Source organism: Streptococcus sanguinis, from assembly GCF_013343115.1.
GTDB lineage: Bacteria > Bacillota > Bacilli > Lactobacillales > Streptococcaceae > Streptococcus > Streptococcus sanguinis_H.
The window spans coordinates 867,803-893,210 of the sequence record NZ_CP054570.1; the positions used below are offsets into that span (position 1 = coordinate 867,803).

22 protein-coding genes, 3 tRNA genes and 1 pseudogene are annotated in these 25,408 nt (G+C 43.3%); 25 read left to right on the forward strand and 1 reads right to left on the reverse strand.

Going from position 1 to position 25,408, the window contains the following annotated elements:
* The first annotated feature begins 168 nt into the window (after positions 1–168).
* The 12 genes from FOC72_RS04300 (at position 169) to nt5e (ending at position 12,797) form a co-directional block, all read left to right on the forward strand.
* Complete coding sequence (locus FOC72_RS04300; RefSeq protein WP_002895404.1) at positions 169–1,014, forward strand: hypothetical protein; 846 nt, start codon at positions 169–171, stop codon at positions 1,012–1,014.
* A 30-nt stretch (positions 1,015–1,044) separates the two neighbouring features.
* On the forward strand, positions 1,045–2,019 hold the full coding sequence (locus tag FOC72_RS04305; RefSeq protein ID WP_002895405.1) for a hypothetical protein: 975 nt from the start codon (positions 1,045–1,047) through the stop codon (positions 2,017–2,019).
* A gap of 210 nt (positions 2,020–2,229) precedes the next feature.
* The gene (locus FOC72_RS04310; RefSeq protein ID WP_032914155.1) at positions 2,230–3,036 is read left to right on the forward strand and encodes a dihydroorotate dehydrogenase electron transfer subunit; all 807 of its coding nucleotides are present in this window, start codon (positions 2,230–2,232) and stop codon (positions 3,034–3,036) included.
* Positions 3,037–3,047: 11 nt separating this feature from the next.
* Positions 3,048–3,986: a dihydroorotate dehydrogenase gene (locus FOC72_RS04315; protein WP_002895409.1), complete on the forward strand. Its 939-nt coding sequence runs from the start codon at positions 3,048–3,050 to the stop codon at positions 3,984–3,986.
* A gap of 247 nt (positions 3,987–4,233) precedes the next feature.
* The gene (pyrF, locus tag FOC72_RS04320; RefSeq protein ID WP_002895411.1) at positions 4,234–4,926 is read left to right on the forward strand and encodes an orotidine-5'-phosphate decarboxylase; all 693 of its coding nucleotides are present in this window, start codon (positions 4,234–4,236) and stop codon (positions 4,924–4,926) included.
* Positions 4,927–5,005: 79 nt separating this feature from the next.
* Entirely contained in the window at positions 5,006–5,635 is a 630-nt protein-coding gene (pyrE, locus tag FOC72_RS04325) for an orotate phosphoribosyltransferase (protein WP_032914157.1), read from the forward strand.
* 111 nt (positions 5,636–5,746) lie between these two features.
* Positions 5,747–7,285, forward strand: a complete 1,539-nt coding sequence (locus FOC72_RS04330) for a glycosyltransferase-like membrane protein (protein ID WP_002895414.1) — start codon at positions 5,747–5,749, stop codon at positions 7,283–7,285.
* Positions 7,282–8,034 (forward strand): DUF4336 domain-containing protein, encoded by a 753-nt coding sequence (locus tag FOC72_RS04335; protein ID WP_002895415.1) that lies wholly within the window; start codon positions 7,282–7,284, stop codon positions 8,032–8,034. The genes FOC72_RS04330 and FOC72_RS04335 overlap by 4 nt, the downstream gene beginning before the upstream one ends.
* A gap of 35 nt (positions 8,035–8,069) precedes the next feature.
* Positions 8,070–8,723 carry a uracil-DNA glycosylase gene (locus tag FOC72_RS04340; protein ID WP_002895416.1) on the forward strand — a complete coding sequence of 218 codons (654 nt, stop codon included), beginning with the start codon at positions 8,070–8,072 and terminating at the stop codon, positions 8,721–8,723.
* An 8-nt stretch (positions 8,724–8,731) separates the two neighbouring features.
* Positions 8,732–9,196, forward strand: coding sequence for an NUDIX hydrolase (locus tag FOC72_RS04345; protein ID WP_002895418.1), 465 nt, complete (start codon positions 8,732–8,734; stop codon positions 9,194–9,196).
* Between the two features lie 12 nt (positions 9,197–9,208).
* On the forward strand, positions 9,209–10,477 hold the full coding sequence (locus tag FOC72_RS04350; RefSeq protein ID WP_032914305.1) for a dihydroorotase: 1,269 nt from the start codon (positions 9,209–9,211) through the stop codon (positions 10,475–10,477).
* 163 nt (positions 10,478–10,640) lie between these two features.
* Complete coding sequence (gene nt5e, locus FOC72_RS04355) at positions 10,641–12,797, forward strand: cell surface ecto-5'-nucleotidase Nt5e (protein WP_002895421.1); 2,157 nt, start codon at positions 10,641–10,643, stop codon at positions 12,795–12,797.
* A 39-nt stretch (positions 12,798–12,836) separates the two neighbouring features.
* Here the strand turns inward: nt5e and plsY are convergent, their stop codons facing one another.
* Positions 12,837–13,487 carry a glycerol-3-phosphate 1-O-acyltransferase PlsY gene (gene plsY / locus FOC72_RS04360; RefSeq protein ID WP_002895423.1) on the reverse strand — a complete coding sequence of 217 codons (651 nt, stop codon included), beginning with the start codon at positions 13,485–13,487 and terminating at the stop codon, positions 12,837–12,839.
* 190 nt (positions 13,488–13,677) lie between these two features.
* On the opposite strand from plsY, the gene parE reads away from it, so the two are divergent.
* From parE to FOC72_RS04425, 13 genes and pseudogenes are all read left to right on the forward strand, one after another.
* Entirely contained in the window at positions 13,678–15,627 is a 1,950-nt protein-coding gene (gene parE, locus FOC72_RS04365; RefSeq protein WP_002895424.1) for a DNA topoisomerase IV subunit B, read from the forward strand.
* Positions 15,628–15,643: 16 nt separating this feature from the next.
* A complete protein-coding gene (locus tag FOC72_RS04370; protein ID WP_002895426.1) occupies positions 15,644–16,750 on the forward strand; it encodes a hypothetical protein in 1,107 nt (368 codons plus the stop codon).
* A 276-nt stretch (positions 16,751–17,026) separates the two neighbouring features.
* Positions 17,027–17,773, forward strand: a complete 747-nt coding sequence (locus FOC72_RS04375) for a DUF6261 family protein (protein ID WP_002895428.1) — start codon at positions 17,027–17,029, stop codon at positions 17,771–17,773.
* Positions 17,774–17,852: 79 nt separating this feature from the next.
* Positions 17,853–18,071, forward strand: a pseudogene (locus FOC72_RS04380) (GNAT family N-acetyltransferase); the annotation flags it as partial.
* A 16-nt stretch (positions 18,072–18,087) separates the two neighbouring features.
* Positions 18,088–18,906 (forward strand): aminoglycoside 6-adenylyltransferase, encoded by an 819-nt coding sequence (locus FOC72_RS04385; RefSeq protein WP_032914306.1) that lies wholly within the window; start codon positions 18,088–18,090, stop codon positions 18,904–18,906.
* Between the two features lie 242 nt (positions 18,907–19,148).
* Positions 19,149–21,599, forward strand: a complete 2,451-nt coding sequence (gene parC / locus FOC72_RS04390; protein ID WP_032914308.1) for a DNA topoisomerase IV subunit A — start codon at positions 19,149–19,151, stop codon at positions 21,597–21,599.
* A gap of 173 nt (positions 21,600–21,772) precedes the next feature.
* Entirely contained in the window at positions 21,773–22,792 is a 1,020-nt protein-coding gene (locus FOC72_RS04395; protein ID WP_002895431.1) for a branched-chain amino acid aminotransferase, read from the forward strand.
* Between the two features lie 107 nt (positions 22,793–22,899).
* Complete coding sequence (locus FOC72_RS04400) at positions 22,900–23,130, forward strand: DUF2969 domain-containing protein (RefSeq protein ID WP_002895433.1); 231 nt, start codon at positions 22,900–22,902, stop codon at positions 23,128–23,130.
* 49 nt (positions 23,131–23,179) lie between these two features.
* Positions 23,180–23,260, forward strand: a tRNA-Tyr gene (locus tag FOC72_RS04405).
* 49 nt (positions 23,261–23,309) lie between these two features.
* Positions 23,310–23,381, forward strand: a tRNA-Gln gene (locus FOC72_RS04410).
* A 163-nt stretch (positions 23,382–23,544) separates the two neighbouring features.
* Positions 23,545–24,747, forward strand: a complete 1,203-nt coding sequence (rpsA, locus tag FOC72_RS04415; protein ID WP_002895434.1) for a 30S ribosomal protein S1 — start codon at positions 23,545–23,547, stop codon at positions 24,745–24,747.
* An 87-nt stretch (positions 24,748–24,834) separates the two neighbouring features.
* A tRNA-Arg gene (locus FOC72_RS04420) sits at positions 24,835–24,906 on the forward strand.
* A 54-nt stretch (positions 24,907–24,960) separates the two neighbouring features.
* Positions 24,961–25,377 (forward strand): NUDIX hydrolase, encoded by a 417-nt coding sequence (locus FOC72_RS04425; protein WP_032914160.1) that lies wholly within the window; start codon positions 24,961–24,963, stop codon positions 25,375–25,377.
* Positions 25,378–25,408 lie beyond the last annotated feature (31 nt).

Sequence of the window (25,408 nt, forward strand, 5' to 3'; positions counted from 1 at the left end):
TAAAATGGACAGATGGTAAAAGCAATTCTATTGGATATAGTGACATTTTTAAAGTTTATTCTTATCGGAATTATAAAGCGATTTTATCAAGTCTTTTATAATGAAACAGGTTTTGCAATTTCAAGTTATTCGTGATATGATGATTTTTAGACTGTAAAAGGAGTAGTTATGAAGAGAAAAGAAGATTCTTTTGAAGATATTGCTTTTGAGTTGGAGAAGGAGACATCTAAGTCTAAGTTCTTACCATTCGTTCTATTATCCATTATTGGCTTTTCTATCGTTGGAGCAGTTTTTTTGATGCTTTCTATATCGCAAAAGACTAAATCTAAGCAACCGGTGAGCCAGTCAAGTCAGATTATTTCACCATCAAAAAAATTAGAGGATAAGAAGACTGAAGTGAAAAAATTCGCTGAAAGTCTTACAGTTCCTCCAGAAAAAAGTGGTTCCTTTCTTTGGACGGTTGACAAGGCAGTTTCTCTACCCATGGACAAAGATAAAGGCGGAGCTGTCTTGGAAGATGTTTTAAAAGAATTTGGAAGACCTGTTGAAGCTGGTTCGTGGATTGATTTTTCATCAAATAATGAAATTCAAAAGCATATTCGTCTTTTTTGGAAAGAGAAGGATGGTGCTCTTGGTTATGTTTCTTTAACCTTTGCTGAATTTGATGGTGTCTATAAGCTCATTTCCAAGTACCACTCTAACCTTGCAAGTGATGAAATTAAGGTGGATCAAAATCCTAATAGAAACTTTTTATGGACACAAGAATATATAGATAGTCTTGTTATTGGTGCTAGAGAAGGTACTGACAAAGGTACGGTGTATGATGAGATTGTTTCAAATGTTGGTTTGCCGCTGTATCAGACGATTTTGGGAGAGGACAATCAACTTCAAATGCGAGTTACTTATCATAATCCTCATTCTTTGACAAATCCGGAACAATTGAAGTCTGTCAATCTAGAATTCTATAAGCAAGAAGATGGAACATGGCGTTTGGTTTCTAAACAAAACCAGTAAACTAAAATAAAAAAGACAGAGGAGATAATCTTGAGAAGGAGTAGCAAGAAAAAACATGATGCTAATTCATTTAGAGCCATAAAAAAAGAACTTTATCAACAACAAAAGATAAAAAGAGAAGAACTTAGCATGATGGCCATACAGGAGGAGAAAAAAAGGATTAATTCGGCCTTTATTCTTCTTTGTTTGACCTTGTCATTTGCTTTATTCTTTGGCTTCTATTATTTTTCTCAAAAGATTCCTAGAGCCAACCTTAAGTACAAATATAATAAGACAGTGTCGTCAGTTAGTAAAGAAAGCTCTACTACTCAGCAAGATGAAGCTGAGTTAGAAATGGACAAAAAACAGAAGGAACTGAAAAAGAAAATTGTTGAGGAAGATGAAAAAAAGTTTGTTTTTAATTGGACATTAGACAATTTTGTAGAACTCAAAATAGCCAAAGTCGGGGAGTGGGAAAATAATCCGACTTTGGAAGAGGTTATTACGAAATACGGTAAGGGTTCAAATGTGAGTTTTACCGAAAATGGATTGACACTAACTTATAAGACAAGAATTGTAGATGTTCCGAGATATGGTTCATCAGGACATCCTCAGGAAATCAGTTTGGGTTTTTATGACCCCGATTCCAATGGAAAAAAGTACTATTTAATAACTAAAACGGCAGTTTACTTGGATGACATTCATAACCTACCAGCTATCAAAAATGAGTTTGTTTTTAAGTGGAAGCCAGAAGATATGGATACATTGACAGTAGGTGATAGTCAATATGGAAAAGGTGGAATGACATATCAGGAGATTGTTGCTCGATTTGGACTGCCTTCAGAGATGAATTTTTCTGGAAGTGATACAGATTATAGCCCGTTATCATTGCAGGTGAATTATTTTAATATTCATCGTCCACCTGCTGAACGAAAATTAGATAGAGTGTCTTTGATTTTCAAGAGGCAGGAGGATGGAAGCTTTTGTCTAGCAGATGTAAGTAGCGAATTTGACAAGAGCTGGTAATGCTTCGATTCATTAGTGACATGAAAATTCTAATATTTTTTTATGCCTTGACATTCCTCATCTCTAACGATATAATGTTTACAATTTAACCTTTAATCAAGTCCAGTGAGGCTGCAAGGTGGGAAAAACGGTATAAGAGGCAATTGGCTGCCTTGTTTTTTGCGAAACCTTGCTGCGGCGAGGTTTTTTCTTGTAGAAAGTGAGGTTATCATGGTTAGTGATAGTTGTAAAAAGAGATTTGGCAAGATTATGCTGGAGCAGATGGAGCTGCTTGAGCAAGTAGAAATTGCGCCTAATATTTTTTCCATGATTCTAAAGGGACAAATGGTTGCACAGATGCAGGCTGGGCAGTTTTTACATATTCGGGTACCAGATGACAGCAAGCTTTTGCGCCGGCCTATCTCAATCGCGGAGATTGACCGAGACAATCTGACTTGTCGCATTATTTATCGGATAGAAGGCGGCGGAACAGCTATTTTTTCTCAACTTCCTGCTGGTTCTTATCTTGATGTTATGGGGCCTCAGGGAAATGGTTTTGATTTGACCCCTGTAAGGTCAGGTGACCAAGTTTTGATTATCGGTGGTGGGATTGGTGTTCCACCTCTGCTTGAGGTTGCTAAAGAATTGCATGCCAAGGGTGCTCAGGTGACGGCTGTATTGGGATTTGCTGATAAAGCTGCTGTCATTTTGGAATCAGAAATGAAAAAATACTCCGAAGTCATTGTCACGACGGATAACGGTTCTTACGGTCGCAAGGGCTATGTATCAGCAGTTGTAGATAAATTGCCCCAAGACTATGCTGCTGTCTATTCCTGTGGAGCGCCAGCCATGCTCCAGTATGTCGATCGTAAGTTTCAGGACCATCCGCATGCTTATCTTTCTATGGAATCCCGTATGGCTTGTGGCATGGGCGCCTGCTATGCCTGTGTCGTTCATGTGGCAGGTCAGGATGAGTCAGTCAATAAGCGCGTTTGTGAAGACGGTCCGGTCTTTGAGACGGGCACGATTATTGTCTAGGAGGGGAAAGAATGAGTGATCAACGTTTAAGAGTTTCCTTGCCAGGCTTGGACCTGAAAAATCCAATTATTCCAGCATCCGGCTGCTTTGGGTTCGGACAGGAATATGCCAAATACTATGATCTAGACTTGCTGGGCTCCATCATGATAAAGGCTACGACTTTGGACCCCCGCTTTGGCAATCCCACTCCGCGTGTGGCAGAAACGCCCGCTGGTATGCTCAATGCCATTGGCCTGCAAAATCCAGGTGTTGAGGTTGTTCTAGCTGAAAAACTGCCCTGGTTGGAAAAAAATTATCCCAATCTTCCAATCATAGCTAATGTAGCAGGCTTTTCCAATCAAGAGTATGCCACAGTGGCTGAGAAAATTTCTCAAGCCTCTAATGTAAAGGCTATTGAGCTCAATATCTCCTGCCCTAATGTTGACCATGGAAATGCTGGCCTTTTGATTGGCCAAGTTCCAGAGTTGGCTTACGAAGCAACCAAGGCAGCAGTAGAGACTTCTGTTGTACCAGTCTATGTCAAATTGACTCCGAGCGTAGCAGACATTACTCAGGTAGCCAAGGCTGTTGAAGACGCTGGTGCTGCTGGTTTTACCATGATTAACACCTTGGTAGGTATGCGATTTGACTTGAGGTCGCGCAAGCCTATTATCGCCAATGGCACTGGTGGCATGTCTGGCCCTGCTGTCTTTCCTGTAGCGCTCAAGCTGATCCGTCAAGTGGCGCAGGCAAGCAAACTTCCCATTATTGGTATGGGAGGAGTTGATTCTGCGGAGGCTGCTCTGGAGATGTTTATAGCAGGCGCTTCAGCCATTGGAGTGGGAACTGCCAATTTCACAAATCCATATGCCTGCCCGACCATCATTGAAAATTTGCCTAAGGCTATGGATAAATACGGCATCGAAAGTCTTGAAAGCTTACGAAAAGAAGTTCGAGAGAATTTGCTTTAAAGTTACATTTTTACTTGACAATCCTGCTGTGAAATTATAGAATGAACTAAATATAACCTTTAAAGAAGTCCAGAGAGGCTACTAAGGTACATACGTTTGAATGGCAGATACTGCCACATTTTCGTGTAACCTTGCTCTCGGGCAAGGTTTTTCTATGTCTATGAACCTAGCGTGACAGTTGGTTTTGAGATAGGATTGCCTAGCAGACTTCTTTAAAGATAATAATTTAAAAGGAGATTTTCCCCTCATGCGTGAAGAACGGCCTATTATCGCCCTCGACTTTCCATCTTTTGACGATGTCAAAGATTTCTTGGAGCATTTTCCGGAAGATGAAAAACTCTATGTCAAAATCGGTATGGAATTCTTCTATGCCATCGGTCCAGAAATCGTTCATTATCTGAAAGCGCTGGGACACAGCATTTTCTTGGATTTGAAACTGCACGACATTCCCAATACAGTGCGCTCAGCCATGTCTGTCCTAGGTACCTTTGGTATTGACATGGTGACGGTCCATGCAGCGGGTGGTGTGGAAATGATGAGCGAAGCTAAGAAGGTCTTGGGGGATAAGGCTAAGTTGGTTGCGGTGACCCAGCTGACCTCGACCAGTGAGGAAGATATGCGTGATTGTCAAAACATCCAGACTACTGTTCAGGAATCTGTTGTCAATTACGCTCGGAAGGCCAAAGAAGCCGGTTTGGATGGCGTCGTTTGCTCAGCTCAAGAAGTGGAACTGATTAAGGCGGCAACTGCAAATGACTTTCTTTGTGTGACGCCGGGTATTCGGCCAGCTGGATCAGAAATCGGCGACCAAAAACGGGTCATGACACCGCAGGAAGCCCATCAAATCGGCAGTGATTATATTGTAGTCGGCCGTCCGATTATCCAAGCTGAAAATCCTTGGGATGCTTATCACGAGATCAAGAAGCAGTGGAATAGCTAGGCAAAAACAAGAAATTCGAATTAAATCGTTTATAAAAATTAACAGTATCATAAAATTTCAAATTTATAAGGAGCAAAAAATGACTTTAGCAAAAGAGATTGCGCGTGATTTATTGAAAATCAAAGCAGTGTATTTGAAGCCAGAAGAGCCTTTTACATGGGCGTCGGGCATCAAGTCACCTATATATACGGATAACCGTGTGACATTGGCTTATCCAGAAACTCGGACCTTGATTGAGGATGGTTTCGTCGAAAAGATTCGGGCGGAATTTCCAGATGTAGAAGTCATTGCTGGAACTGCGACAGCAGGTATTCCTCACGGAGCCATTATCGCTGATAAGATGAACCTGCCATTTGCCTATATCCGCAGCAAACCAAAAGATCACGGAGCGGGCAATCAAATCGAAGGTCGCGTAGCGCCTGGGCAGAAGATGGTTGTCATCGAAGACTTAATCTCGACTGGTGGTTCAGTCTTGGATGCTATCGCTGCCGCCAAACGTGAAGGTGCGGATGTGATTGGCGCAGCGGCCATCTTTACCTATGAGCTGCCAAAAGCAGAAAAGAACTTCAATGAAGCGGGTGTGAAATTGGTGATCCTTTCTAACTACACTGAGCTAATCACTCTGGCTGAAGCAGAGGGTTATGTCAGTCCAGAGGGTTTGGCCTTGCTTGAGAAATTTAAGCATGACCAAGAGAATTGGCAGTCTTAGACCGAATACAAATAAAATGATCTGACTCTTATTCAGGTCATTTTTCAGTAAAACGTCTTTGTATTGCCTTTTAAAATGGCTTAAAGTCTCGGCGTTTGGTATAATAGAGCTATGTCTAAGATTTATCATCTATCCTTTTCGATATTACAGAAAGTTATGCTGATTACGGCTGTTCACTGGTTTCTGATTGCCATCTGGCATGTTGCAGAGCTGAATAGTATAGCTATAATTGCCTTTGCTGGCTTGGCTTATCTGGCCTATCGCTATCGGATTTTTCTAGAAAAAGCTTATCATTGGCTGATGAAGCATAAACTTCTTATTATGCTAGCTGCCTTTATTTTTCAGCTGATTATGCTCTTTTCAGCTGAGCTTTTGATTAGGCGGGATGCAGCAGTAGTCTTTACAGGGGCTTTTAAAACGTTGAAAGAAAGCTCCATTTCTAACTATCTGACCCGCAACCCTAACAATGTCTCTCTCTTTCTCTATGAGCGTTTTTTCTTTAATGTATTTGGGGAATCTGGTCTATGGGTCATGCAAGCCTTGAATATTGCTTATACTAACGTAACGGCCTTGATTCTCTATAAGGGCTGCCAAAAGTATTTTTCCCAAAAGGCTGCAGATGCTGTCTTTAGTCTTTATGTGCTTTTACTGGGCTTTTCTCCTTATTTCTTTTCAATGTATACGGATATTCCGCCCCTGCCTTTCATTAGTCTGCAGATTTTCCTAGTTCTAGGATTGCTGAAGGGGGAAGAAACCGGTAGACAGCTGGTTTGGCGCAGTATTTTGCTTGGTCTGATGACTAGTCTGGCTTTCTTCTTTAGACCAACAGTAATGATTCTGCTGATAGCTGTCTTCGGAGTCCTCTTTTTCAAAAAGAACTGGAACAAGTTCTTTCTGACACTAGTCGTTTTTGCTTGCAGTTTTGCGATTAGCTATGCTCCGCTGCATTACTGGTCCAAGCACCAGACGGAAGTGCCGATTATGGAGGGAGAGGGATTGGAAAAAGGCCCCTTGCTCTTTATTAATCTAGGTCTGACCTTCAATGGCCACAATCAGGAAGATATGAAAGAAGGGCTCTTGCAGTATATTGAGCCTGATAAGCAATATGACTATAACAATGGCATGTTTGCTAAGGAATATGTTATCAAGGAAATCAAGCGGCGTTTAAGTGAATATAATCCTTTGACTTTAGCTCATCATCTCTTCCATAAGCAGTCTCTGACTGTAGCAGAAGGAGATTTGGGCTGGCTCTACCGCAGTGTCGAAAATGAAAAGACGCCTTATATATCGCCTTTTTACCAAGATACGAAGGATAATCCTTTAACTCAGTTTGTCCGTGACTTCTTTCTGAACACTGACAAGTCAGAATTTGTCTATTTCTCGCTGTCCAAGCAGGTGGTTTGGATTGTCATGGCGGCAGGACTTGTCTTTGCCCTTTGGAAATATCGCTCTAGTGATGAACTGAATTTTCTAACCTTAGCTGTTTTTGGCGGCCTGCTCTTTCTGCAGATTTTTGAAGGAGGAAAGACGCGTTATCTGATTCAGTTTTTGCCACAGATTTTGATTCTATCCGCCCTAGGATTAGCCCAGTATCCTCAAGCCCTAGGGAAGTTTCGCTTTTGGACTAGAAAGAAGGACTCTTTGAAATGAAAAGACCTGTTCCTATCTATGAACCGCTTTATAGCTTGAAGCCCATTGCTGAGAATATCTGGATTGTTGACGGTGATTTGATTGAGATGGATGCTGTGGTGACAAAGTTGCCTTTTTCTACCCGCATGACTGTTATCAAGTTATCAAATGGTCAGCTCTGGTGCCATTCACCAATCCAGCCAAATCAAGCCTTGTTTGACCAGTTGGACGCTTTGGGACCGGTCGCACATCTCGTTTCACCTAATAAGATTCACTATGCTTATATTGCTGACTGGAAGAAGCGTTATCCGGAGGCAATTGCTTGGTCTAGCCCAGGTGTTGAAGAGAGAGCGGCCAAGCAGAAAATCCCAGTCTATTTTGATGAAAAGCTGACGGATGAGGCTCCTGAAGCTTGGACAGGTCAGATAGATCAGTTGGTTTTCAAGGGAAGTACTTATATTGAGGAAGTTGTCTTTTTTCACAAGGACAGTCAAACCTTGATTTTAACAGATTTGATTGAGAATTTTGAAACAGAGCATTTTCCAAGTCAGATTCGCGGCAAAGCTTATAAATTAGTTCGAGTTGCAGCTCCGGATGGCCAGACACCTATTGACTACCGCATGACCTTTATCGGTCATCAAAAAGAAGCCAAAGAATGTCTAGAGCAGATGTTGGCTTGGCAACCAGAAAAAATCATCCTAGCTCATGGTTCTTGTTTTCTGGAAAATGGCACAGCAGAACTCAAAAGAGCGCTTAGGTGGATAAGGTAAGAGAATTTTATCGTAGGAAATGAGAGGAGACATATATGCAGCATTCAGCTTGGCACGCTTTGATTAAGGAACAGCTGCCGGAAGGTTATTTTGCAAAAATCAATCATTTTTTAGACGAAGTGTATGCTTCAGGGACCATTTACCCACCTCGGGAAAAGGTTTTTAATGCGATTCAGACGACAGATTTAGCAGATGTTAAGGTGGTTATTTTGGGGCAGGATCCCTACCATGGACCAAGACAGGCACAGGGCTTGAGTTTTTCAGTACCTGATGATATTCCAGCTCCGCCTTCTTTGCAAAATATTCTCAAAGAACTGGCTGATGATATCGGAGTGAAAGAGTCGCATGATTTGACTTCCTGGGCTCAGCAAGGTGTTCTCTTGCTCAATGCTGGGCTGACTGTGCCTGCTGGTCAGGCCAATGCGCATGCAGGTTTAATCTGGGAGCCATTTACAGATGCTATTATCAAGGTAGTCAATGAAAAGTCTGATCCAGTCGTCTTTATCCTATGGGGTTCATACGCCCGCAAGAAAAAAGCCTTGATAAGCAATCCTCAACATTTGATAATCGAGTCGGCTCACCCAAGCCCGCTGTCTGCTTACCGTAGTTTCTTTGGTAGTAAACCTTTTTCTCGTACCAATGATTTCTTAGTGAATAAGGGCTTGGAACCTATCGATTGGTTGGCTTAGGAGGTAGTATGGTTCAGTTAGCAACGATTTGTTATATCGATAATGGCCGAGAATTTCTCATGTTGCACCGCAACAAAAAGCCCAACGATGTTCATGCTGGGAAGTGGATTGGTGTCGGTGGCAAGCTAGAGCGAGGAGAAACCCCACAGGAATGCGCTGCGCGCGAGATTCTAGAGGAGACGGGCCTAAAGGCCAAGCCTGTTCTTAAAGGCGTTATCACTTTTCCTGAGTTTACTCCCAACTTGGACTGGTATACCTATGTTTTCAAGGTGACGGAGTTTGAGGGGGAACTGATTGACTGCAACGAAGGGACTTTGGAATGGGTGCCCTATGATCAGGTTTTGTCTAAACCAACCTGGGAAGGCGATCATACTTTTGTTGAGTGGCTTTTAGAAGACAAGCCTTTCTTTTCTGCAAAGTTTGTTTATGATGGAGATAAGCTGTTGGATACGCAGGTGGACTTTTACGAATAAGGAGATAAGATGATGCTATTAATCAAAAACGGACGAGTTATGGATCCTAAGACTGGTTTTGACCAAATTACTGACCTCTTGGTTGAGGGGAAGAAAATTGTCAAAATCGGTCAAGATTTGCAGGCTGAAGATGCAAAAGTTATCGATGCCAGTGGTTTGGTTGTGGCTCCAGGTTTGGTGGATATACATGTGCATTTCCGGGAGCCAGGCCAGACTCATAAGGAAGATATCCATACGGGGGCTTTGGCTGCGGCAGCAGGTGGCTTTACGACAGTTGTTATGATGGCCAATACCAATCCGACCATTTCTACAGTTGAAACTCTGAAAGAAGTGCTGGACTCGGCTGGTCGTGAAAATATCCATATCAAGTCGGTTGCAACAATTACAGAGAATTTTGATGGGCAGCATCTGACAGATTTCCAAGGTCTCTTGGCAGCAGGAGCGGTTGGTTTTTCTGATGACGGTATTCCGCTGACCAACGCTGGCATTGTCCGCCAAGCCCTCGTAGAAGCGCGTAAAAACGATACCTTTATCAGCTTGCACGAGGAAGACCCTAATCTCAATGGCATACTCGGTTTTAACGAGCATATTGCCAAAGAGCATTTTCATATCTGTGGCGCGACAGGTGTGGCAGAATACAGCATGGTTGCACGCGATGTCATGATTGCTTATGATGCAAAGGCTCATGTACATATCCAGCATTTGTCCAAGGCTGAGAGTGTAAAGGTGGTGGAATTCGCTCAGAAGCTAGGCGCTCAAGTCACTGCTGAAGCAGCGCCTCAGCACTTCTCTAAGACAGAAGCTCTGCTATTGGTCAAGGGCAGCAATGCTAAGATGAATCCGCCTCTGCGCTTAGAATCGGATCGGCTAGCGGTTATCGAGGGGCTCAAATCTGGTGTCATTTCTGTCATTGCGACGGATCATGCTCCACATCATGCTGACGAGAAAAATGTAGCAGATATCACTCAGGCGCCTTCTGGTATGACTGGTCTTGAGACTTCGCTTTCTCTGGGACTGACCTACTTGGTTGAGGCTGGTCATCTGAGCTTGATGGAACTTTTAGAGAAAATGACTTTTAATCCAGCTCAGTTGTATGGTTTTGATGCTGGATTCATCGCTCAGGATGGTCCTGCTGATTTGACAATATTTGATCCAGAAGCAGATAGACTTGTGACGGACCATTTTGCCTCCAAGGCAGCCAATTCACCTTTTGTTGGTGAAAAGCTTAAAGGCCAAGTGAAGTTTACCATCTGTGATGGGGAAGTTGTCTTTAAAGGATAATGCAGATTAGACTCTGATGAATTTCAGGGTCTTTTTTAACACAGAAAATTTTCTAGTAATTTTCTGAAAAACCGAATATTTGTTGAAATAGTAGCGGTTTAGTTCCTTTTTAAGCAAAAAAGATGTATAATATAACAAAATACTAAAGAGGAGTGTTCGTTATATGAAGAAGAAATTTTTCATCTTACCTGTTCTATCGACAGTGCTTTTGGCACCTGCTTTTTTGGCTCATCAAGTCTCTGCAGAAGAGGCACAGGCTAGTCCAGAGCCGGCAAAGGCTGAGTTGACCAATCAGCCAGTTGCTGAGACAGCTTCTGCAGCGCAACCAACTGCTCCAGCAGCTTCAGCAGAAGAAAAGCCAGCAGATAGTCAGAATACAGCTGCTCTGGCTGCTCCAGCTGCGACAGAAGCCGCTGCTGCTCCAGCCCAGTCTGAAAACTTGCCAGAGGCTACAATTCTCCATACCAACGATGTGCATGGCCGCATCGTAGAGGAAAAAGGCGTTATCGGTGATGCTAAGCTGGCTACTGTTATCAAGGAAGAGCGCGCTAAAAATCCTAAAGTGCTAGTTGTGGATGCGGGTGATGCCTTCCAGGGGCTGCCAATTTCCAATAGCTCAAAAGGGGAAGAACGGGCTAAAATCCTCAATGAAATAGGCTACGATGCTATGGCAGTCGGGAACCATGAGTTTGACTTTGGTCTAGATGAGGCAAAGAAATACAAGGAAATTCTTAAATTCCCACTTCTCAGCTCCAATACCTACGCTAATAATGCTCGAGTTTTCCAAGCCTCTACCATTGTAGACAAGGATCCAGCGGTTGAGGGAGACGAATTCGTAGTAATCGGTGTGACAACACCAGAAACTGCTACAAAAACTCACCCTAAAAACATCCAAGGTGTGACCTTCACTGATCCAATCACAGAGGTTAATCGGGTTATTGACGAAATTGAAGCACGCGCAGCGGCAGAAGGAAAGAACTACAAAAACTATGTTGTTCTGGCTCATTTGGGTGTTGACACGACCACACCGACTGAGTGGCGCGGTTCAACCTTGGCTGAAGCTCTTTCTAAAAATCCTAAGCTCAAAGGAAAGCGCGTAACCGTTATTGACGGCCACTCCCACACAGTAGAGTCTACGACTTATGGCGATAATGTCACCTACAACCAGACCGGTAGCTACCTACACAATATCGGAAAAGTAACTTTCAAAGCCAATCAACTTCTGGGAAATCCTCAGCAAATCCCTGCTGAAACAGCTAAAAAAGTCACTCCAGACCCAGTTGTAGCAGACATGGTCAGCAAGATTAAAGCTAGATACGACGCTGATAACGCCAAGGTTATCGTGGCAAACAGCCCTGTAGAGCTTAATGGCGACCGTGAAAATGTCCGCGTTCGGGAAACCAATCTGGGCAATGTCGTAGCCGATGCTCTCTACGATTATGGTCAAACTGGCTTTGCCAATAAAACAGACCTAGCTGTTACTAACGGGGGCGGCCTACGCGAAACTATTGCTAAAGACAAGCCAATCACCAAGGGAGATGTCATCGCTGTATTGCCTTTTGGAAACACCATTTCACAAATCAAGGTGACTGGTCAAAATATCGCAGATATGTTTGCTAAATCTCTGGGCTCTATTCTTCAGGAAAAAGATGGCAAGCCTGTGCTGGATGAGAATGGACAACCCTTGCTAGAACCAAGTGGTGGCTACCTGCAAATCTCTGGAGCTAAAGTCTACTACGATACCACTCTGCCAGCTAATCAACGTGTCCTCCACATTGAGATTAAGAACAAAGAAACGGGTGTTTATGAGCCTCTTGATCCAAATAAGACCTACTATCTGACAACCAATGACTTCTTGGCTGCTGGTGGTGACGGCTATACCATGCTGGGCGGCCCTCGCGAGGAAGGACCATCTATGGATGTGGCCTTCGCAGACTATCTGGCAAAAGCTGATTTGACAGCCTATGCGGTTATCAATCCAAACTCACGCGCTATCTCTATTTCATCCACTAAGGATACAGACGGTGATGGCTATACAGATATTGAAGAAATCAAGCAAGGAACGGATCCGGCTAATGCAGCTTCCTACCCAGCTGGTGCCAAAGCAGCTGATCCTGGAAAACAGGCAGCTCCACTGGTTAATACTCCAAAACAAACCAAGCAAGTAGCAGTTCATATTGCCAAGACCTTCACTAAGGATCCTGCAGCTAAAGAACTGCCACAGACAGGCAGCGAATCAACAGTTGCCCTGAGCTTAGTTGGTATGGTTTTAGGTTTCTTTGGATTGGCAGGAATCAAGAAAAGTCACAAAGAAGACTAGTTAGAAGACACAATAAAACGGAAGTTGTTCACTTCCGTTTTATTTCTTAGCTCTAGGATTTTGATGTGTGATATTTAAGCCCCAAGGGATTAAGTTTTCTTTTTTCTGTTTGATACGTTGGATATTGTCCTTGTGCCGAAGGATAATAATCAAAGCCAGCGCAATGATAATCAGAGTGAAGAAGAGGTCATAGCTGGGCAGTATAAAGCCAACTAGAGGAAAGAGCAGAGCAGACAGGATAGCGATGACTGCTGAGAGCACGCTTGCCAGAGAAATCATACTTCCCAGATAAAGGATGCTGGCAAAGATAACAATCAGATAGACAAAGAAGGCTGGTGAGAAGCCCAGAACAACCCCTGCACTGGTTGCCACAGCCTTGCCGCCCTTAAAGCCAGCAAATATGGGAAAAGTATGACCGATTACGGCCAAGAGACCAAAGACAAGCGGCGAAACTCCCTCAATATGCAAAAAGAAAGGCAGCAGGGTCGCTGCAGTTCCTTTGAGAAAGTCGATAGCAAAAGTAGCCGTCCCTGCCGTCTTTCCCAAAATACGGAAAGTATTGGTCGTTCCGGTATTGCCACTGCCGTATTCTCTCAGGTTCTTTTTAAAGAAAATTTGCCCAATCCAAAGCCCAGTCGGAATAGAGCCCAGTAAGTATGCTAGTATTAATCCAATTATCGTGTTCATCATGATTTTATTATACCATTATTTCGCTTTCTTACAATAGAAAAGGATAGAATTTATAGCAGGAAATGTCTACTCGGATATTGGATCGTTTTTCGTGTGAAATCAGTTCTTATCAGCAGTTTTTTCAAAAAAATCTTTGCAATATTTGCCAAAAACTTGTAAGATAGAAAAGATGAATCATTAGGAGGTTCTTGTGGCAAAAAAGGAAATCAATATTAACAATTATAATGACGATGCCATTCAGGTATTAGAAGGGTTGGATGCGGTCCGCAAACGTCCAGGGATGTATATCGGATCAACTGATGGAGCGGGACTTCACCATCTGGTCTGGGAGATTGTGGACAATGCTGTTGATGAGGCCCTGTCAGGCTTCGGCGACCGAATCGATGTGACGATAAACAAAGACGGAAGTCTGACGGTCGCAGACCACGGACGCGGGATGCCAGTCGGCAAGCACGCTATGGGTATTCCAACGGTTGAGGTCATCTTCACCGTTCTCCACGCCGGAGGTAAGTTCGGCCAAGGTGGCTATAAGACCTCAGGTGGTCTCCACGGTGTAGGTTCCTCTGTTGTCAATGCCCTGTCCAGTTGGCTGGAAGTGGAAATCACACGGGATGGGACTGTTTACAAGCAGCGCTTTGAAAATGGTGGGAAACCAGTCACCACGCTCAAGAAAATCGGCACTGCACCTAAGTCCAAGTCTGGAACCAAAGTGACCTTCATGCCGGATGATACGATTTTTTCAACGACGGACTTCAAGTACAATACTATTGCTGAGCGGCTTAAGGAATCAGCCTTCTTACTCAAGAATGTCCGCCTGTCGCTGACTGATGAGCGGACTGGCGAAGAAGTAGAGTTTCACTATGAAAACGGGGTTGAAGACTTTGTCAGCTATCTCAATGAAGACAAGGAAACCCTGACTCCTGTCCTCTATTTCGAGGGCGAGGAGAGTGGCTTCCAAGTTCAGGTGGCCCTCCAGTACAACGACGGCTACGCCGATAATATCCTGTCCTTTGTCAATAACGTCCGCACCAAGGACGGCGGGACTCACGAGACGGGACTCAAGACCGCTATTACCAAGGCCATGAACGACTATGCCAGAAAGACCGGCCTGCTCAAGGAAAAGGACAAGAATCTGGAAGGATCGGACTACCGCGAAGGTTTGGCTGCTGTCCTGTCCATCCTGGTCCCTGAGGCTCACCTGCAGTTTGAAGGCCAGACCAAGGACAAGCTGGGCAGTCCTTTGGCTCGTCCAGCCGTGGACTCTATCGTTTCTGACAAGCTGACTTTCTTCCTCTTGGAAAATGGCGAGTTAGCTTCTAATCTTATCCGCAAGGCTATCAAGGCCAGAGATGCTAGGGAAGCAGCCCGTAAGGCGCGTGACGAAAGTCGGAATGGCAAGAAGAATAAGAAAGACAAGGGCTTGCTGTCTGGTAAGCTGACTCCGGCCCAGTCCAAGAATCCAGCCAAGAACGAACTCTATCTGGTCGAGGGAGATTCTGCCGGCGGCTCTGCCAAGCAAGGCCGTGACCGTAAGTTCCAAGCCATTCTGCCCCTGCGCGGTAAGGTTATCAATACTGCCAAGGCTAAGATGGCCGACATTCTCAAGAACGAAGAAATCAACACCATGATCTACACGATTGGAGCGGGTGTTGGTACAGACTTTACCCTTGAGGATGCCAACTATGACAAGATCATCATCATGACTGATGCGGACACCGACGGTGCCCATATCCAGACCTTGCTGCTGACCTTTTTCTATCGCTATATGCGCCCGCTGGTTGAGGCTGGCCGCGTCTATATCGCCCTGCCGCCTCTCTACAAGATGTCCAAGGGCAAGGGCAAGAGCGAAGTCGTCGAGTATGCCTGGACCGATGGCGAGCTAGATGACCTGCGCCGCAAGTTTGGCAAGGGAGCCATGCTTCAGCGCTACAAGGGGCTCGGTGAAATGAATGCCGATCAACTCTGGGAGACGACCATGAATCCCGACACCCGCACCCTTATCCGCGTCACCATTGAAGACCTGGCTCGCGCCGAACGCCGTGTCAATGTCCTCATGGGGGACAAGGTCGAACCACGCCGCAAGTGGATTGAAGATAATGTTAAGTTTACGCTTGAGGAGAGTGGGGAGATGGTGTTTTAGGGGGATATAGCAAAGTATGTTTATAGCAATACAAAATGTTCAGCAAAATAATTTACCAATATCACAACAGTGGTGGTGGGTAGTATTAGCTCTGATAATGACTACGATTTTGGGACCATTTATAGTGCATAGTTTAAAAAATGGATTTGACAATGCAAAAAAGATATATATAGTTGGAAATAGTATTTTAAACATAAATAACAGAAATGGACTTCCTGAACCAGCAACTTCTGGACAGCAATTATATTCAAATTTTATATTAAACACTCTAACTGTAGAAAATAAAAGAAGTACTACTCAATCAGTAACAGAAATTGAATTATATAATATCAGGAAAAACAATAATGATTTTCAAGATATTCAATACGATGGTGGTTTTTACGAAAGAAATCAGAAATTTGTGTTGCTAGCATATAACAATGGAACTAAAGAGTCAATGGTAGACCAGTATATTGTTAAGTTTACTAGGATTGAGAAAGATACTTTTAAGGAAATTTATGAAACAAAGAAAGTTCTACAAAATCCTCTGATTTTAAAGTCTGGAGATATTAAGAGTTTAATTATATTTCCATTCGATGAATTTGTTTCTGAATTTGAACAAAATAGCAAATTACAATTTCTAGAAGTTTCAATTTTTGATAATACTGGAAAAGAAATACCTGATCTAATGTTAACTGTAGTTTACGATAGAAATGAAAAGAGATTTCACAATAGCCCGCGAGGTTTTGCTGGTCCTGGAATGGGCGAAGTTCCATTGATTAATTTGCTGGAAGACACCAAACAAAAATCTGTTACTTGCTTCCAACGATTAACTCATGGTTCTAATGATGTTAAGTTTACCGTTTTAGTTGATAGAAGTTGTGAATTGAAATATAATGTAGCTGTTAAATGTGGTAAGAAAAGAATAGAAGATAAACAAGAATATTCTATAGATATTCGAGTTCCTGTGTATAAACAGGAAAGGGGGACTTTTTATGGTGATTTTTATTTATTCTTATTTAAATTGAATCATGCTTTAAATGATGATATTGATTATAATAAAGATCTAATCAATACTTTTAATAGTGAGTTAATTTATGATAAATATTATGCTGCTAGAACCTTTGCTAATGCAAAAATATAGTAAGCACTTTGATGAATGTGCCATAACATACAACAAACACCTCACCAAATTTTCTGTCAAGCTCACTGGAGCTAAAGTGAGGTCGTCAGATTTTCTGACGGAGTGTTTTGGGGCAAATTCTGTTTGGCAGAAAATCTGGCGAGTATTTTTTGAGTAAAAGACGAACGTTTATTTTTCTGGCAAGCGGTTTTAAAGCAAAAAACTTTTTCAGAAAATCAGAAAAGATAAAAAGGGAATTAAAGTTAAAATAAATAAAAAATTTAGGAGATTATAGAAATGAAAAAAATTTATGGAATTACTAGTGTAGATGTTCAGACTTTAGAAAACAACGAATTTTTCCAGCTCATGTCCGAGAGTCGGAGCGAGGTTGCGGCATTTATCAAGGAAAATAAGGTGGATGGCATTTACACGACCAAGCTGGATGAGATGGACAAACTTCTGGAACAGCTGCAGGGCGGGCTTCATCAGACCAAGTCCAGCAAGCTGGTGGCTAGTTTGGATCAGGCTGACCGCGAGCGCGATGATGCCTTGGGCACGCTCCAGTCTTTAGTTCGGGCCTTTGCAAGGGTCAAGGATGCAGCGACCAAGGAAGCTTATGAGACCCTGTCTCAGCTTCTGAAAAACTACACCGGTCTAGCTGCGACTAGCTTGGAAAAGGAGACCGAGGGCATCAACCACTTGCTCCAAGAGCTGAAAAAGCCGGCCTATCAGACAGCACTGGCTAAGCTTCATCTGGAAGCCCATGTCGACAGTCTTGCTGCCGCTCAGAAGGCCTTTGAAAAGGTCTACAAGGAGCGCCTGACTGAGCTTAAGGGTAAGACACCGAGCCAGAATAAGAACGTCCGCCTCAAGCTGCAAGAAATCTATGATTTTCTAGTGGATTTCACTGCAATCATCGCTTATGCTTATCCTGAAAGAACTCACGTGGTCAATCTTCGCGACCACCTCAACACCATTCGCAGCCGCTATAAAAAACGCAAACCAGCTAAGAAGGTTAAAGAAGAAGTGGTGGAGGCGAACTAGCAACTTCTGACGAAAGGAGACAGCCAATGACGCTTGACAATAAACTGGGTCTGACGGATTCGCTTGAACTAGCCAAGATGGTTATGCGACGGAGGCTGCCCAAGCCTGTCTAGACTTTGCTTTTCAGCAAGCTGGCTTATCAGAAGTTTACTCTTTTACATCCTTACTCAATCAACCTTCTCAGAAAGTCATGCAAAAACTGAGCATGGAATTTGTCAAAGAATTTGATAATGAAAAAGTTCCAGCAGACAGTCCGCTTTATAGACATGTCCTCTACAGAATCAAGAGTTTCTCCTAAAAAGGCAGGTATTCCCATGAGAACTGAACCCGAAATGCTAGATTTAATTTTGCAAGCCGCAAAAGTGCTACAAGTTGATGCAGTCGCCATGTCCGGCTCGCGGACAAATCCAAATGCTCCCAAGGACGAGTTCCAAGACTATGATGTGGTCTATATCGTGGAGGATTTGGATGGTCTGGTGGCTGACCTTGCTTGGTTGGACCAGTTTGGCAAGCGCATGATCGAGCAGCATGTCCTACTAGACCATCGCCGCCTCTATCTCATGCTTTTTGAAGATGGCAATCGGATAGATTTGACTCTTTGTCCTAAGGTGCACATCAAAGAGTGGGTGGATAGCGAAGCAGATTTCACTGTGCTGGATGACGTGCAGGGGCTGTTTGCTCCTTATGCACCGACACCCAAGCGCTATTGGACGGCACCAGCCAGTGCGACTGACTTTGACAAATCCTGCAATGAATTCTGGTGGGTGTCAGCTTATGTAGTCAAGGGCATTCATCGAAACCACCTTGTCTATGCGACGGATCATCTGTATGGAATCTGTCAACAAGAATTGCTCAAGCTTTTAGCTTGGCAAGTGGCAGCAGATAAGGGGACGGTTGATGTTGGCAAGAACTACAAGTACCTCTTTCAGTATTTGCCTGCTGAGAAAGAGAAAGAATTTGCAGCCTTGCTTGACTTTTCCGAACAGAAAAAAATCACCAGGTCTCTCTTTGCTACCATGGAATTTTTCCACAAAGAAGCACAAGCTTTCTCTCTCAAAACTGGCTTCCACTATGACAAAGAAAGCGCAGAGAAGATGATTGAGTATGCTGAGGCAAGACTTCCCAATCACTGACTATATAAAGAACGTAATTTAAAACATTAAACTACAGAAAGGATAGTTTGGTTACTTATAGTAACTGAACACGGGACTAATTTCCGTAAAATATCCTTTATTTTATAAAAAAATACTCTACATTCTTTGAAAGGAGTTGAACACGCCCTAAATACTGTGTGAAAAAGATAAATTCTCTTGTGAGCATCGCTCACAGCAAGAATTGCCTATTTTCACTTTGTATTTTACGGGCTCTGTATCCTATGAGTAACATTCAAAACATGTCCCTCGAGGACATCATGGGAGAGCGCTTTGGTCGCTACTCCAAATACATCATTCAGGAGCGGGCCTTGCCGGACATTCGCGATGGCTTGAAGCCTGTTCAGCGCCGTATTCTTTATTCCATGAACAAGGACGGCAATACCTTTGACAAGGGCTACCGCAAGTCTGCCAAGTCTGTCGGGAACATCATGGGGAATTTCCACCCTCACGGTGACAGCTCCATCTACGATGCCATGGTCCGCATGTCTCAGGACTGGAAAAACCGTGAGATTCTCGTTGAGATGCATGGCAACAACGGTTCTATGGACGGTGATCCGCCGGCGGCTATGCGTTATACTGAGGCGCGGCTGTCTGAGATGGCTGGCTATCTTTTGCAGGATATCGAGAAAGATACTGTTCCTTTTGCTTGGAACTTTGACGATACCGAGAAGGAGCCGACTGTTCTGCCGGCAGCCTTTCCTAATCTTTTGGTCAATGGAGCAACTGGGATTTCCGCTGGTTATGCGACCGACATTCCACCTCATAATCTAGCCGAAGTCATTGATGCGGTCATCTATATGATTGACCATCCGTCTGCCAAGGTGGACAAACTCATGGAGTTTCTACCTGGTCCAGACTTCCCGACAGGAGCCATTGTCCAAGGCAGAGATGAGATTAAGAAAGCTTACGAGACTGGTAAAGGTCGCGTCGTGGTGCGCTCCAGAACTGAGATTGAAAAGCTAAAGGGCGGAAAAGAACAAATCGTCATCACCGAGATTCCTTACGAGATTAATAAAGCAGTCTTAGTCAAGAAAATTGACGATGTGCGGGTCAATAATAAGGTGGCTGGCATTGCTGAGGTTCGGGACGAATCCGACCGGGACGGTCTTCGCATTGCCATTGAGCTCAAGAAAGACGCAAATACTGAGCTGATTCTCAACTATCTCTTCAAGTACACTGATTTGCAAGTCAATTACAACTTCAACATGGTGGCGATTGACAATTTCACGCCTCGTTTGGTGGGGATTGTACCAATTTTAACTAGTTATATTGCCCATCGCAAGGAGATTATTCTGGCTCGCAGCCGTTTTGACAAGGCCAAGGCTGAAAAACGACTTCATATCGTGGAAGGACTGATTCGGGTTATTTCCATCTTGGACGAGGTTATTGCCCTGATTCGTGCTTCTGAAAACAAAGCAGATGCCAAGGAAAATCTTAAGGTTAGCTATGATTTCACTGAGGAGCAGGCTGAGGCTATCGTCACTCTCCAACTCTACCGTTTGACCAATACAGACGTAGTGGTTCTGGAAGAGGAAGAAGCAGAGCTGCGCGAGAAGATTGCCATGCTGGCAGCCATTATCGGTGATGAGCGCACTATGTATAATCTTATGAAGCGAGAGCTCCGCGATGTCAAGAAGAAGTTTGGCAATCCTCGTCTCAGTGAGCTGCAGGATACGGCAAACGCTATTGAGATTGATACGGCTAGTCTGATTGTTGAGGAAGAGACCTATGTCAGCGTGACTCGTTCTGGTTATATCAAGCGGACCAGTCCGCGTTCTTTCTCTGCTTCAACCCTAGAAGAGATGGGCAAGCGTGACGATGACAGACTGATTTTTGTTAGCCCGGCCAAGACGACTCAGCATTTGCTGATCTTTACGAGTCTTGGAAATGTTATTTACCGTCCTGTTCATGAGCTGTCAGATATCCGCTGGAAAGAAATCGGAGAACACCTCAGCCAGACCATCAGTAACTTTGATACCAAGGAAGAGGTTATCTATACGGAATTACTGGACAGCTTTGAGGAGGGAACCTACTTTGCAGCGACCAAGTTAGGTCAAATCAAGCGTGTAGAGCGCAAGGAATTTAGTCCTTGGCGGACCTACAAGTCTAAGTCGCTTAAGTTTGCTAAGCTGAAAAATGAAGACGACCAGGTCATTGCTCTGGCGCCGATTAAGCTGGATGATGTTATGCTCGTGACCAAGAATGGCTATGCCCTTCGCTTCAATATTGAGGAAGTTCCTGTCATCGGAGCTAAGGCAGCTGGGGTTAAAGCCATCAATCTCAAGAAAGACGATGTCCTAGCAGCAGCCTTTATCGCCAATACAGACTCACTTTACCTCTTGACTCAGCGTGGTTCGCTCAAGCGTATGGCAGTCGCAGATATTCCTGTTACCAGTCGGGCAAATCGCGGTCTTCAAGTTCTGAGAGAGCTTAAGACCAAGCCGCATCGTGTCTTTTCAGCCGGACCAGTCTTTGGTGAAGCAGTGGACTTTGACCTCTTCACCACAGAAGCAGAAGCTAGTGAGGATCAGATTTTGCAGGTGCTTTCCAATAAAGGAACTGCCTATGAGATTAATCTAGCTGATCTCAGTCTATCTGAGAGAACTAGCAACGGCAGCTTCATTTCTGATACCATTTCAGACGAAGAAGTCTTCTCAGCTTACATCAAGTAATCATCAAACCAGTTCGCAGGAGCTGGTTTTTTCAATTTCTAAAATCTTGATAGCAGAAAAAAGATTGTATAACAAAATTTTCTGAAAATTGAAAATAATACTTGAAAATATCTTAAAAAGGTGTAAAATAGGGAGTATCTAAAAATGAAGTTTGGAAGAAGAGGAGAAAGACCATGACTGTAAATCTTGACTGGGAAAATCTAGGATTCTCATATATGAAACTGCCTTATCGCTACATAGCATACTATCGCAATGGCCAGTGGGAAGAAGGAACGTTAACGGAGGACGCTACGCTCCATATCTCTGAGTCGTCTCCCAGCCTTCACTACGGTCAGCAGGCTTTTGAGGGTCTGAAGGCTTATCGAACTAAGGATGGCAGTATTCAGCTTTTCCGTCCGGATAAAAATGCGGAGCGTTTACAGCGAACAGCTGACCGCTTGCTTATGCCGCAAGTTCCTACAGAAATGTTTGTAGAAGCAGTCAAGCAGGTTGTCCGAGCTAATGAAGAATATGTTCCACCTTATGGAACAGGCGGAACCCTTTATATTCGACCTCTCTTGATTGGAGTCGGCGATATTATCGGCGTAAAACCAGCTGAAGAATATATTTTTACGATCTTTGTAATGCCTGTTGGTAATTACTTCAAAGGCGGTCTGACTCCGACTAACTTCATTGTGTCAGATGACTATGATCGCGCGGCACCGCACGGAACAGGTGCAGCAAAAGTGGGAGGCAATTATGCTGCTAGCTTATTACCAGGAAAGATTGCCAAGGATAAGCATTTTTCAGATGTGATTTATCTGGATCCAGCAACCCATACCAAGATTGAAGAAGTAGGTTCTGCCAACTTCTTTGGTATTACCAAGGATAATGAGTTTGTAACGCCACTCAGTCCCTCAATCTTGCCATCTATTACCAAGTACTCTTTGCTTTATCTGGCGGAGCACAGACTAGGACTCAAGCCGATTGAGGGAGATGTTCCACTGGCAGACTTGGGTAAATTCACTGAAGCTGGCGCTTGTGGAACAGCTGCAGTCATCTCTCCTATCGGTGGTATCCAGCACGGCAATGATTTCCATGTCTTTTATAGCGAGACAGAAGTCGGTCCAGTCACTCGCAAGCTATATGACGAATTAACTGGTATCCAATTCGGCGATGTTGAAGCGCCAGAAGGTTGGATTGTAAAAGTATAATCTAAAAACTGTCCTTGATTGGGCAGTTTTTTTCTGTGATTCTAGCCTAAGATAGCTTGCGCACTCAGCTATTTTCGTGTACAATAGAAATTTGAAAGAGGTAAGTTATGAGTAAAAAAGATAAAAAAATTGAAATTCAAATCACAGACAGCAAAGTGAAGGTCGGAGCAGACCAATTTGACGGTTATAGTCTTGCTATTGGCAAGAAGGTTATCGGAGAGATTGCCGAACTAGATGGCCAGTTTGCAATCATCAAAAATGGAAATGCTGAAAGTTTTTATAAAAAACTTGAAAGAGCCGTGGAAACTTTGATTGAAACCTATAATTTAAGCAAATAGGGCTTGCATTTTCATTGTATCAATGTTATAATAGATAGCGTTGATTGTCGGAGAGATAGCGAAGAGGCTAAACGCGGCGGACTGTAAATCCGCTCCTTCGGGTTCGGGGGTTCGAATCCCTCTCTCTCCATTAGCGTTCATTGTGACGATGATAAAGTGACTTTTGTCAGCGCTCTTTTTGGGGTATAGCCAAGCGGTAAGGCAAGGGACTTTGACTCCCTCATGCGTTGGTTCGAATCCAGCTACCCCAGTTCTTAGGTAATAGATCTGATAAAATAATAAAATGTCTTTAGGTGTTTTATTTCTTTATAGGATGGAAATCGTTAACGATAGATCAATGTCATTTGCGGGTGCTTAGGAAAATAAATAAGTAGTATGTCAAGCGTAAGCTTGATTGTTGGAGGATTTTTTTAGATGAATGAATTTGAAGATTTGCTAAACAGTGTTAGCCAAGTTGAGCCAGGTGACGTCGTTACTGCTGAAGTATTGACTGTTGACGCTAACCAAGCTAATGTTGCAATCGCTGGAACTGGTGTTGAAGGTGTTTTGACTCTTCGTGAGTTGACAAATGACCGCGACGCTGATATCAACGACCTTGTAAAACCAGGTGAAACACTTGAATTGCTTGTTCTTCGTCAAGTAGTGGGTAAAGATACAGACACAGTAACTTACCTGGTATCTAAAAAACGTTTGGAAGCTCGCAAAGCTTGGGACAAATTGGTTGGTCGTGAAGAAGAAGTTGTCACTGTTAAGGGCACTCGTGCTGTTAAAGGTGGACTTTCAGTTGAGTTTGAAGGACTCCGTGGATTTATTCCTGCTTCAATGCTTGATACTCGTTTCGTTCGTAACACTGAGCGTTTTGTAGGTCAAGAGTTTGATGCTAAGATTAAAGAAGTAGATCCAAAAGAAAACCGCTTCATCCTTTCACGTCGTGAGATTGTAGAAGCTGAAGCTGCAGCAGCACGTGCTGAAGTCTTTGGTAAGTTGAACGTTGGTGATATTGTAACTGGTAAAGTTGCTCGCATCACTAGCTTCGGTGCTTTCATTGACCTTGGCGGAGTTGATGGATTAGTTCACTTGACTGAATTGTCGCATGAACGCAATGTATCACCTAAGTCTGTTGTATCAGTTGGTGATGAAATCGAAGTAAAAGTTCTTGACTTGAACGAAGAAGAAGGACGTGTGTCTCTCTCTCTTAAAGCAACAACACCTGGACCATGGGATGGCGTTGAGCAAAAACTTGCTGCAGGCGATGTGATTGAAGGAACTGTAAAACGTTTAACTGATTTCGGTGCTTTCGTTGAAGTATTGCCAGGTATCGATGGATTGGTTCACATTTCACAAATTTCACACAAACGTGTTGAAAGCCCTAAGGATGCCCTTAAGGTTGGTCAAGAAGTGACTGTTAAGGTTCTTGAAGTGAATGCTGCTGATGAGCGTGTATCACTTTCTATCAAGGCTCTTGAAGAACGTCCAGCTCAAGAAGAAGGACAAAAAGATGAGAAACGTCAATCACGTCCTCGTCGTCCAAAACGTCAAGAAAAACGTGACTTTGAACTTCCAGAAACTCAAACTGGATTCTCAATGGCTGATTTGTTTGGCGATATTGAATTGTAATTAGGTAAAAGAAGTTGAGAAATCTCAACTTCTTTTTCTGATTTTCACTTGTATTTTCAGAGAAAATCAGTTATAATGAATTAGTTGCCACCCTTAGTGTAATGGATATCACGTAAGATTCCGGTTCTTGAGATGGGAGTTCGATTCTCTCAGGGTGGATGACTTAAAATTGGACTCTTCGGAGTCTTTTTTTCTTTCTTGGAGGAGAATGCATTGATAGTAAAACTAATCGCCCATACCTTAATAGAGAAAAACGGAAAGTATTTGCTTATCAAACGCTCTAAAATAAAGCGCAGCCTTCCTAATGTCTATCCATCTTATTGGGATATTCCAGGTGGAAGTGTAGAAGAGAATGAACTTCCCAGAGAGGCGGCTCTACGCGAGGCTATGGAGGAGGTTAATCAAAAGATTCAGATTGATAGAATTATCCATGAAGATAGCCAGTTTGATTCTAGCAAAGATACTGTTTTTACACGCTTAGTTTATGCGGGTAGGATTACGGAGCAGCGTGATATTATATTAGATCCAGAAGAGCATTCAGACTTTGTCTGGGTTACTTCTTTGAAAGACCTAGAGGGAAATCTCATCGTACCTTATTTGACTGATATTTTTGCTGACAAATCTGTATAAAGCAACAAAAAAACATCCCCTTGTATTAGGA

Bases quoted from the DNA above. Each gene is read 5' to 3' on its own strand.
- FOC72_RS04345 (WP_002895418.1), top strand. From the start codon at position 8,732: ATGGTTCAGTTAGCAACGATTTGTTATATCGATAATGGCCGAGAATTT.
- FOC72_RS04330 (WP_002895414.1), top strand. From the start codon at position 5,747: ATGTCTAAGATTTATCATCTATCCTTTTCGATATTACAGAAAGTTATG.
- FOC72_RS04385 (WP_032914306.1), top strand. From the start codon at position 18,088: ATGAGAACTGAACCCGAAATGCTAGATTTAATTTTGCAAGCCGCAAAA.
- FOC72_RS04370 (WP_002895426.1), top strand. From the start codon at position 15,644: ATGTTTATAGCAATACAAAATGTTCAGCAAAATAATTTACCAATATCA.
- pyrF (WP_002895411.1), top strand. From the start codon at position 4,234: ATGCGTGAAGAACGGCCTATTATCGCCCTCGACTTTCCATCTTTTGAC.
- FOC72_RS04310 (WP_032914155.1), top strand. From the start codon at position 2,230: ATGGTTAGTGATAGTTGTAAAAAGAGATTTGGCAAGATTATGCTGGAG.
- rpsA (WP_002895434.1), top strand. From the start codon at position 23,545: ATGAATGAATTTGAAGATTTGCTAAACAGTGTTAGCCAAGTTGAGCCA.
- FOC72_RS04400 (WP_002895433.1), top strand. From the start codon at position 22,900: ATGAGTAAAAAAGATAAAAAAATTGAAATTCAAATCACAGACAGCAAA.
- nt5e (WP_002895421.1), top strand. From the start codon at position 10,641: ATGAAGAAGAAATTTTTCATCTTACCTGTTCTATCGACAGTGCTTTTG.
- FOC72_RS04315 (WP_002895409.1), top strand. From the start codon at position 3,048: ATGAGTGATCAACGTTTAAGAGTTTCCTTGCCAGGCTTGGACCTGAAA.
- parC (WP_032914308.1), top strand. From the start codon at position 19,149: ATGAGTAACATTCAAAACATGTCCCTCGAGGACATCATGGGAGAGCGC.
- FOC72_RS04300 (WP_002895404.1), top strand. From the start codon at position 169: ATGAAGAGAAAAGAAGATTCTTTTGAAGATATTGCTTTTGAGTTGGAG.
- pyrE (WP_032914157.1), top strand. From the start codon at position 5,006: ATGACTTTAGCAAAAGAGATTGCGCGTGATTTATTGAAAATCAAAGCA.
- FOC72_RS04340 (WP_002895416.1), top strand. From the start codon at position 8,070: ATGCAGCATTCAGCTTGGCACGCTTTGATTAAGGAACAGCTGCCGGAA.
- FOC72_RS04350 (WP_032914305.1), top strand. From the start codon at position 9,209: ATGCTATTAATCAAAAACGGACGAGTTATGGATCCTAAGACTGGTTTT.
- FOC72_RS04335 (WP_002895415.1), top strand. From the start codon at position 7,282: ATGAAAAGACCTGTTCCTATCTATGAACCGCTTTATAGCTTGAAGCCC.
- plsY (WP_002895423.1), bottom strand. From the start codon at position 13,487: ATGATGAACACGATAATTGGATTAATACTAGCATACTTACTGGGCTCT.
- FOC72_RS04375 (WP_002895428.1), top strand. From the start codon at position 17,027: ATGAAAAAAATTTATGGAATTACTAGTGTAGATGTTCAGACTTTAGAA.
- FOC72_RS04395 (WP_002895431.1), top strand. From the start codon at position 21,773: ATGACTGTAAATCTTGACTGGGAAAATCTAGGATTCTCATATATGAAA.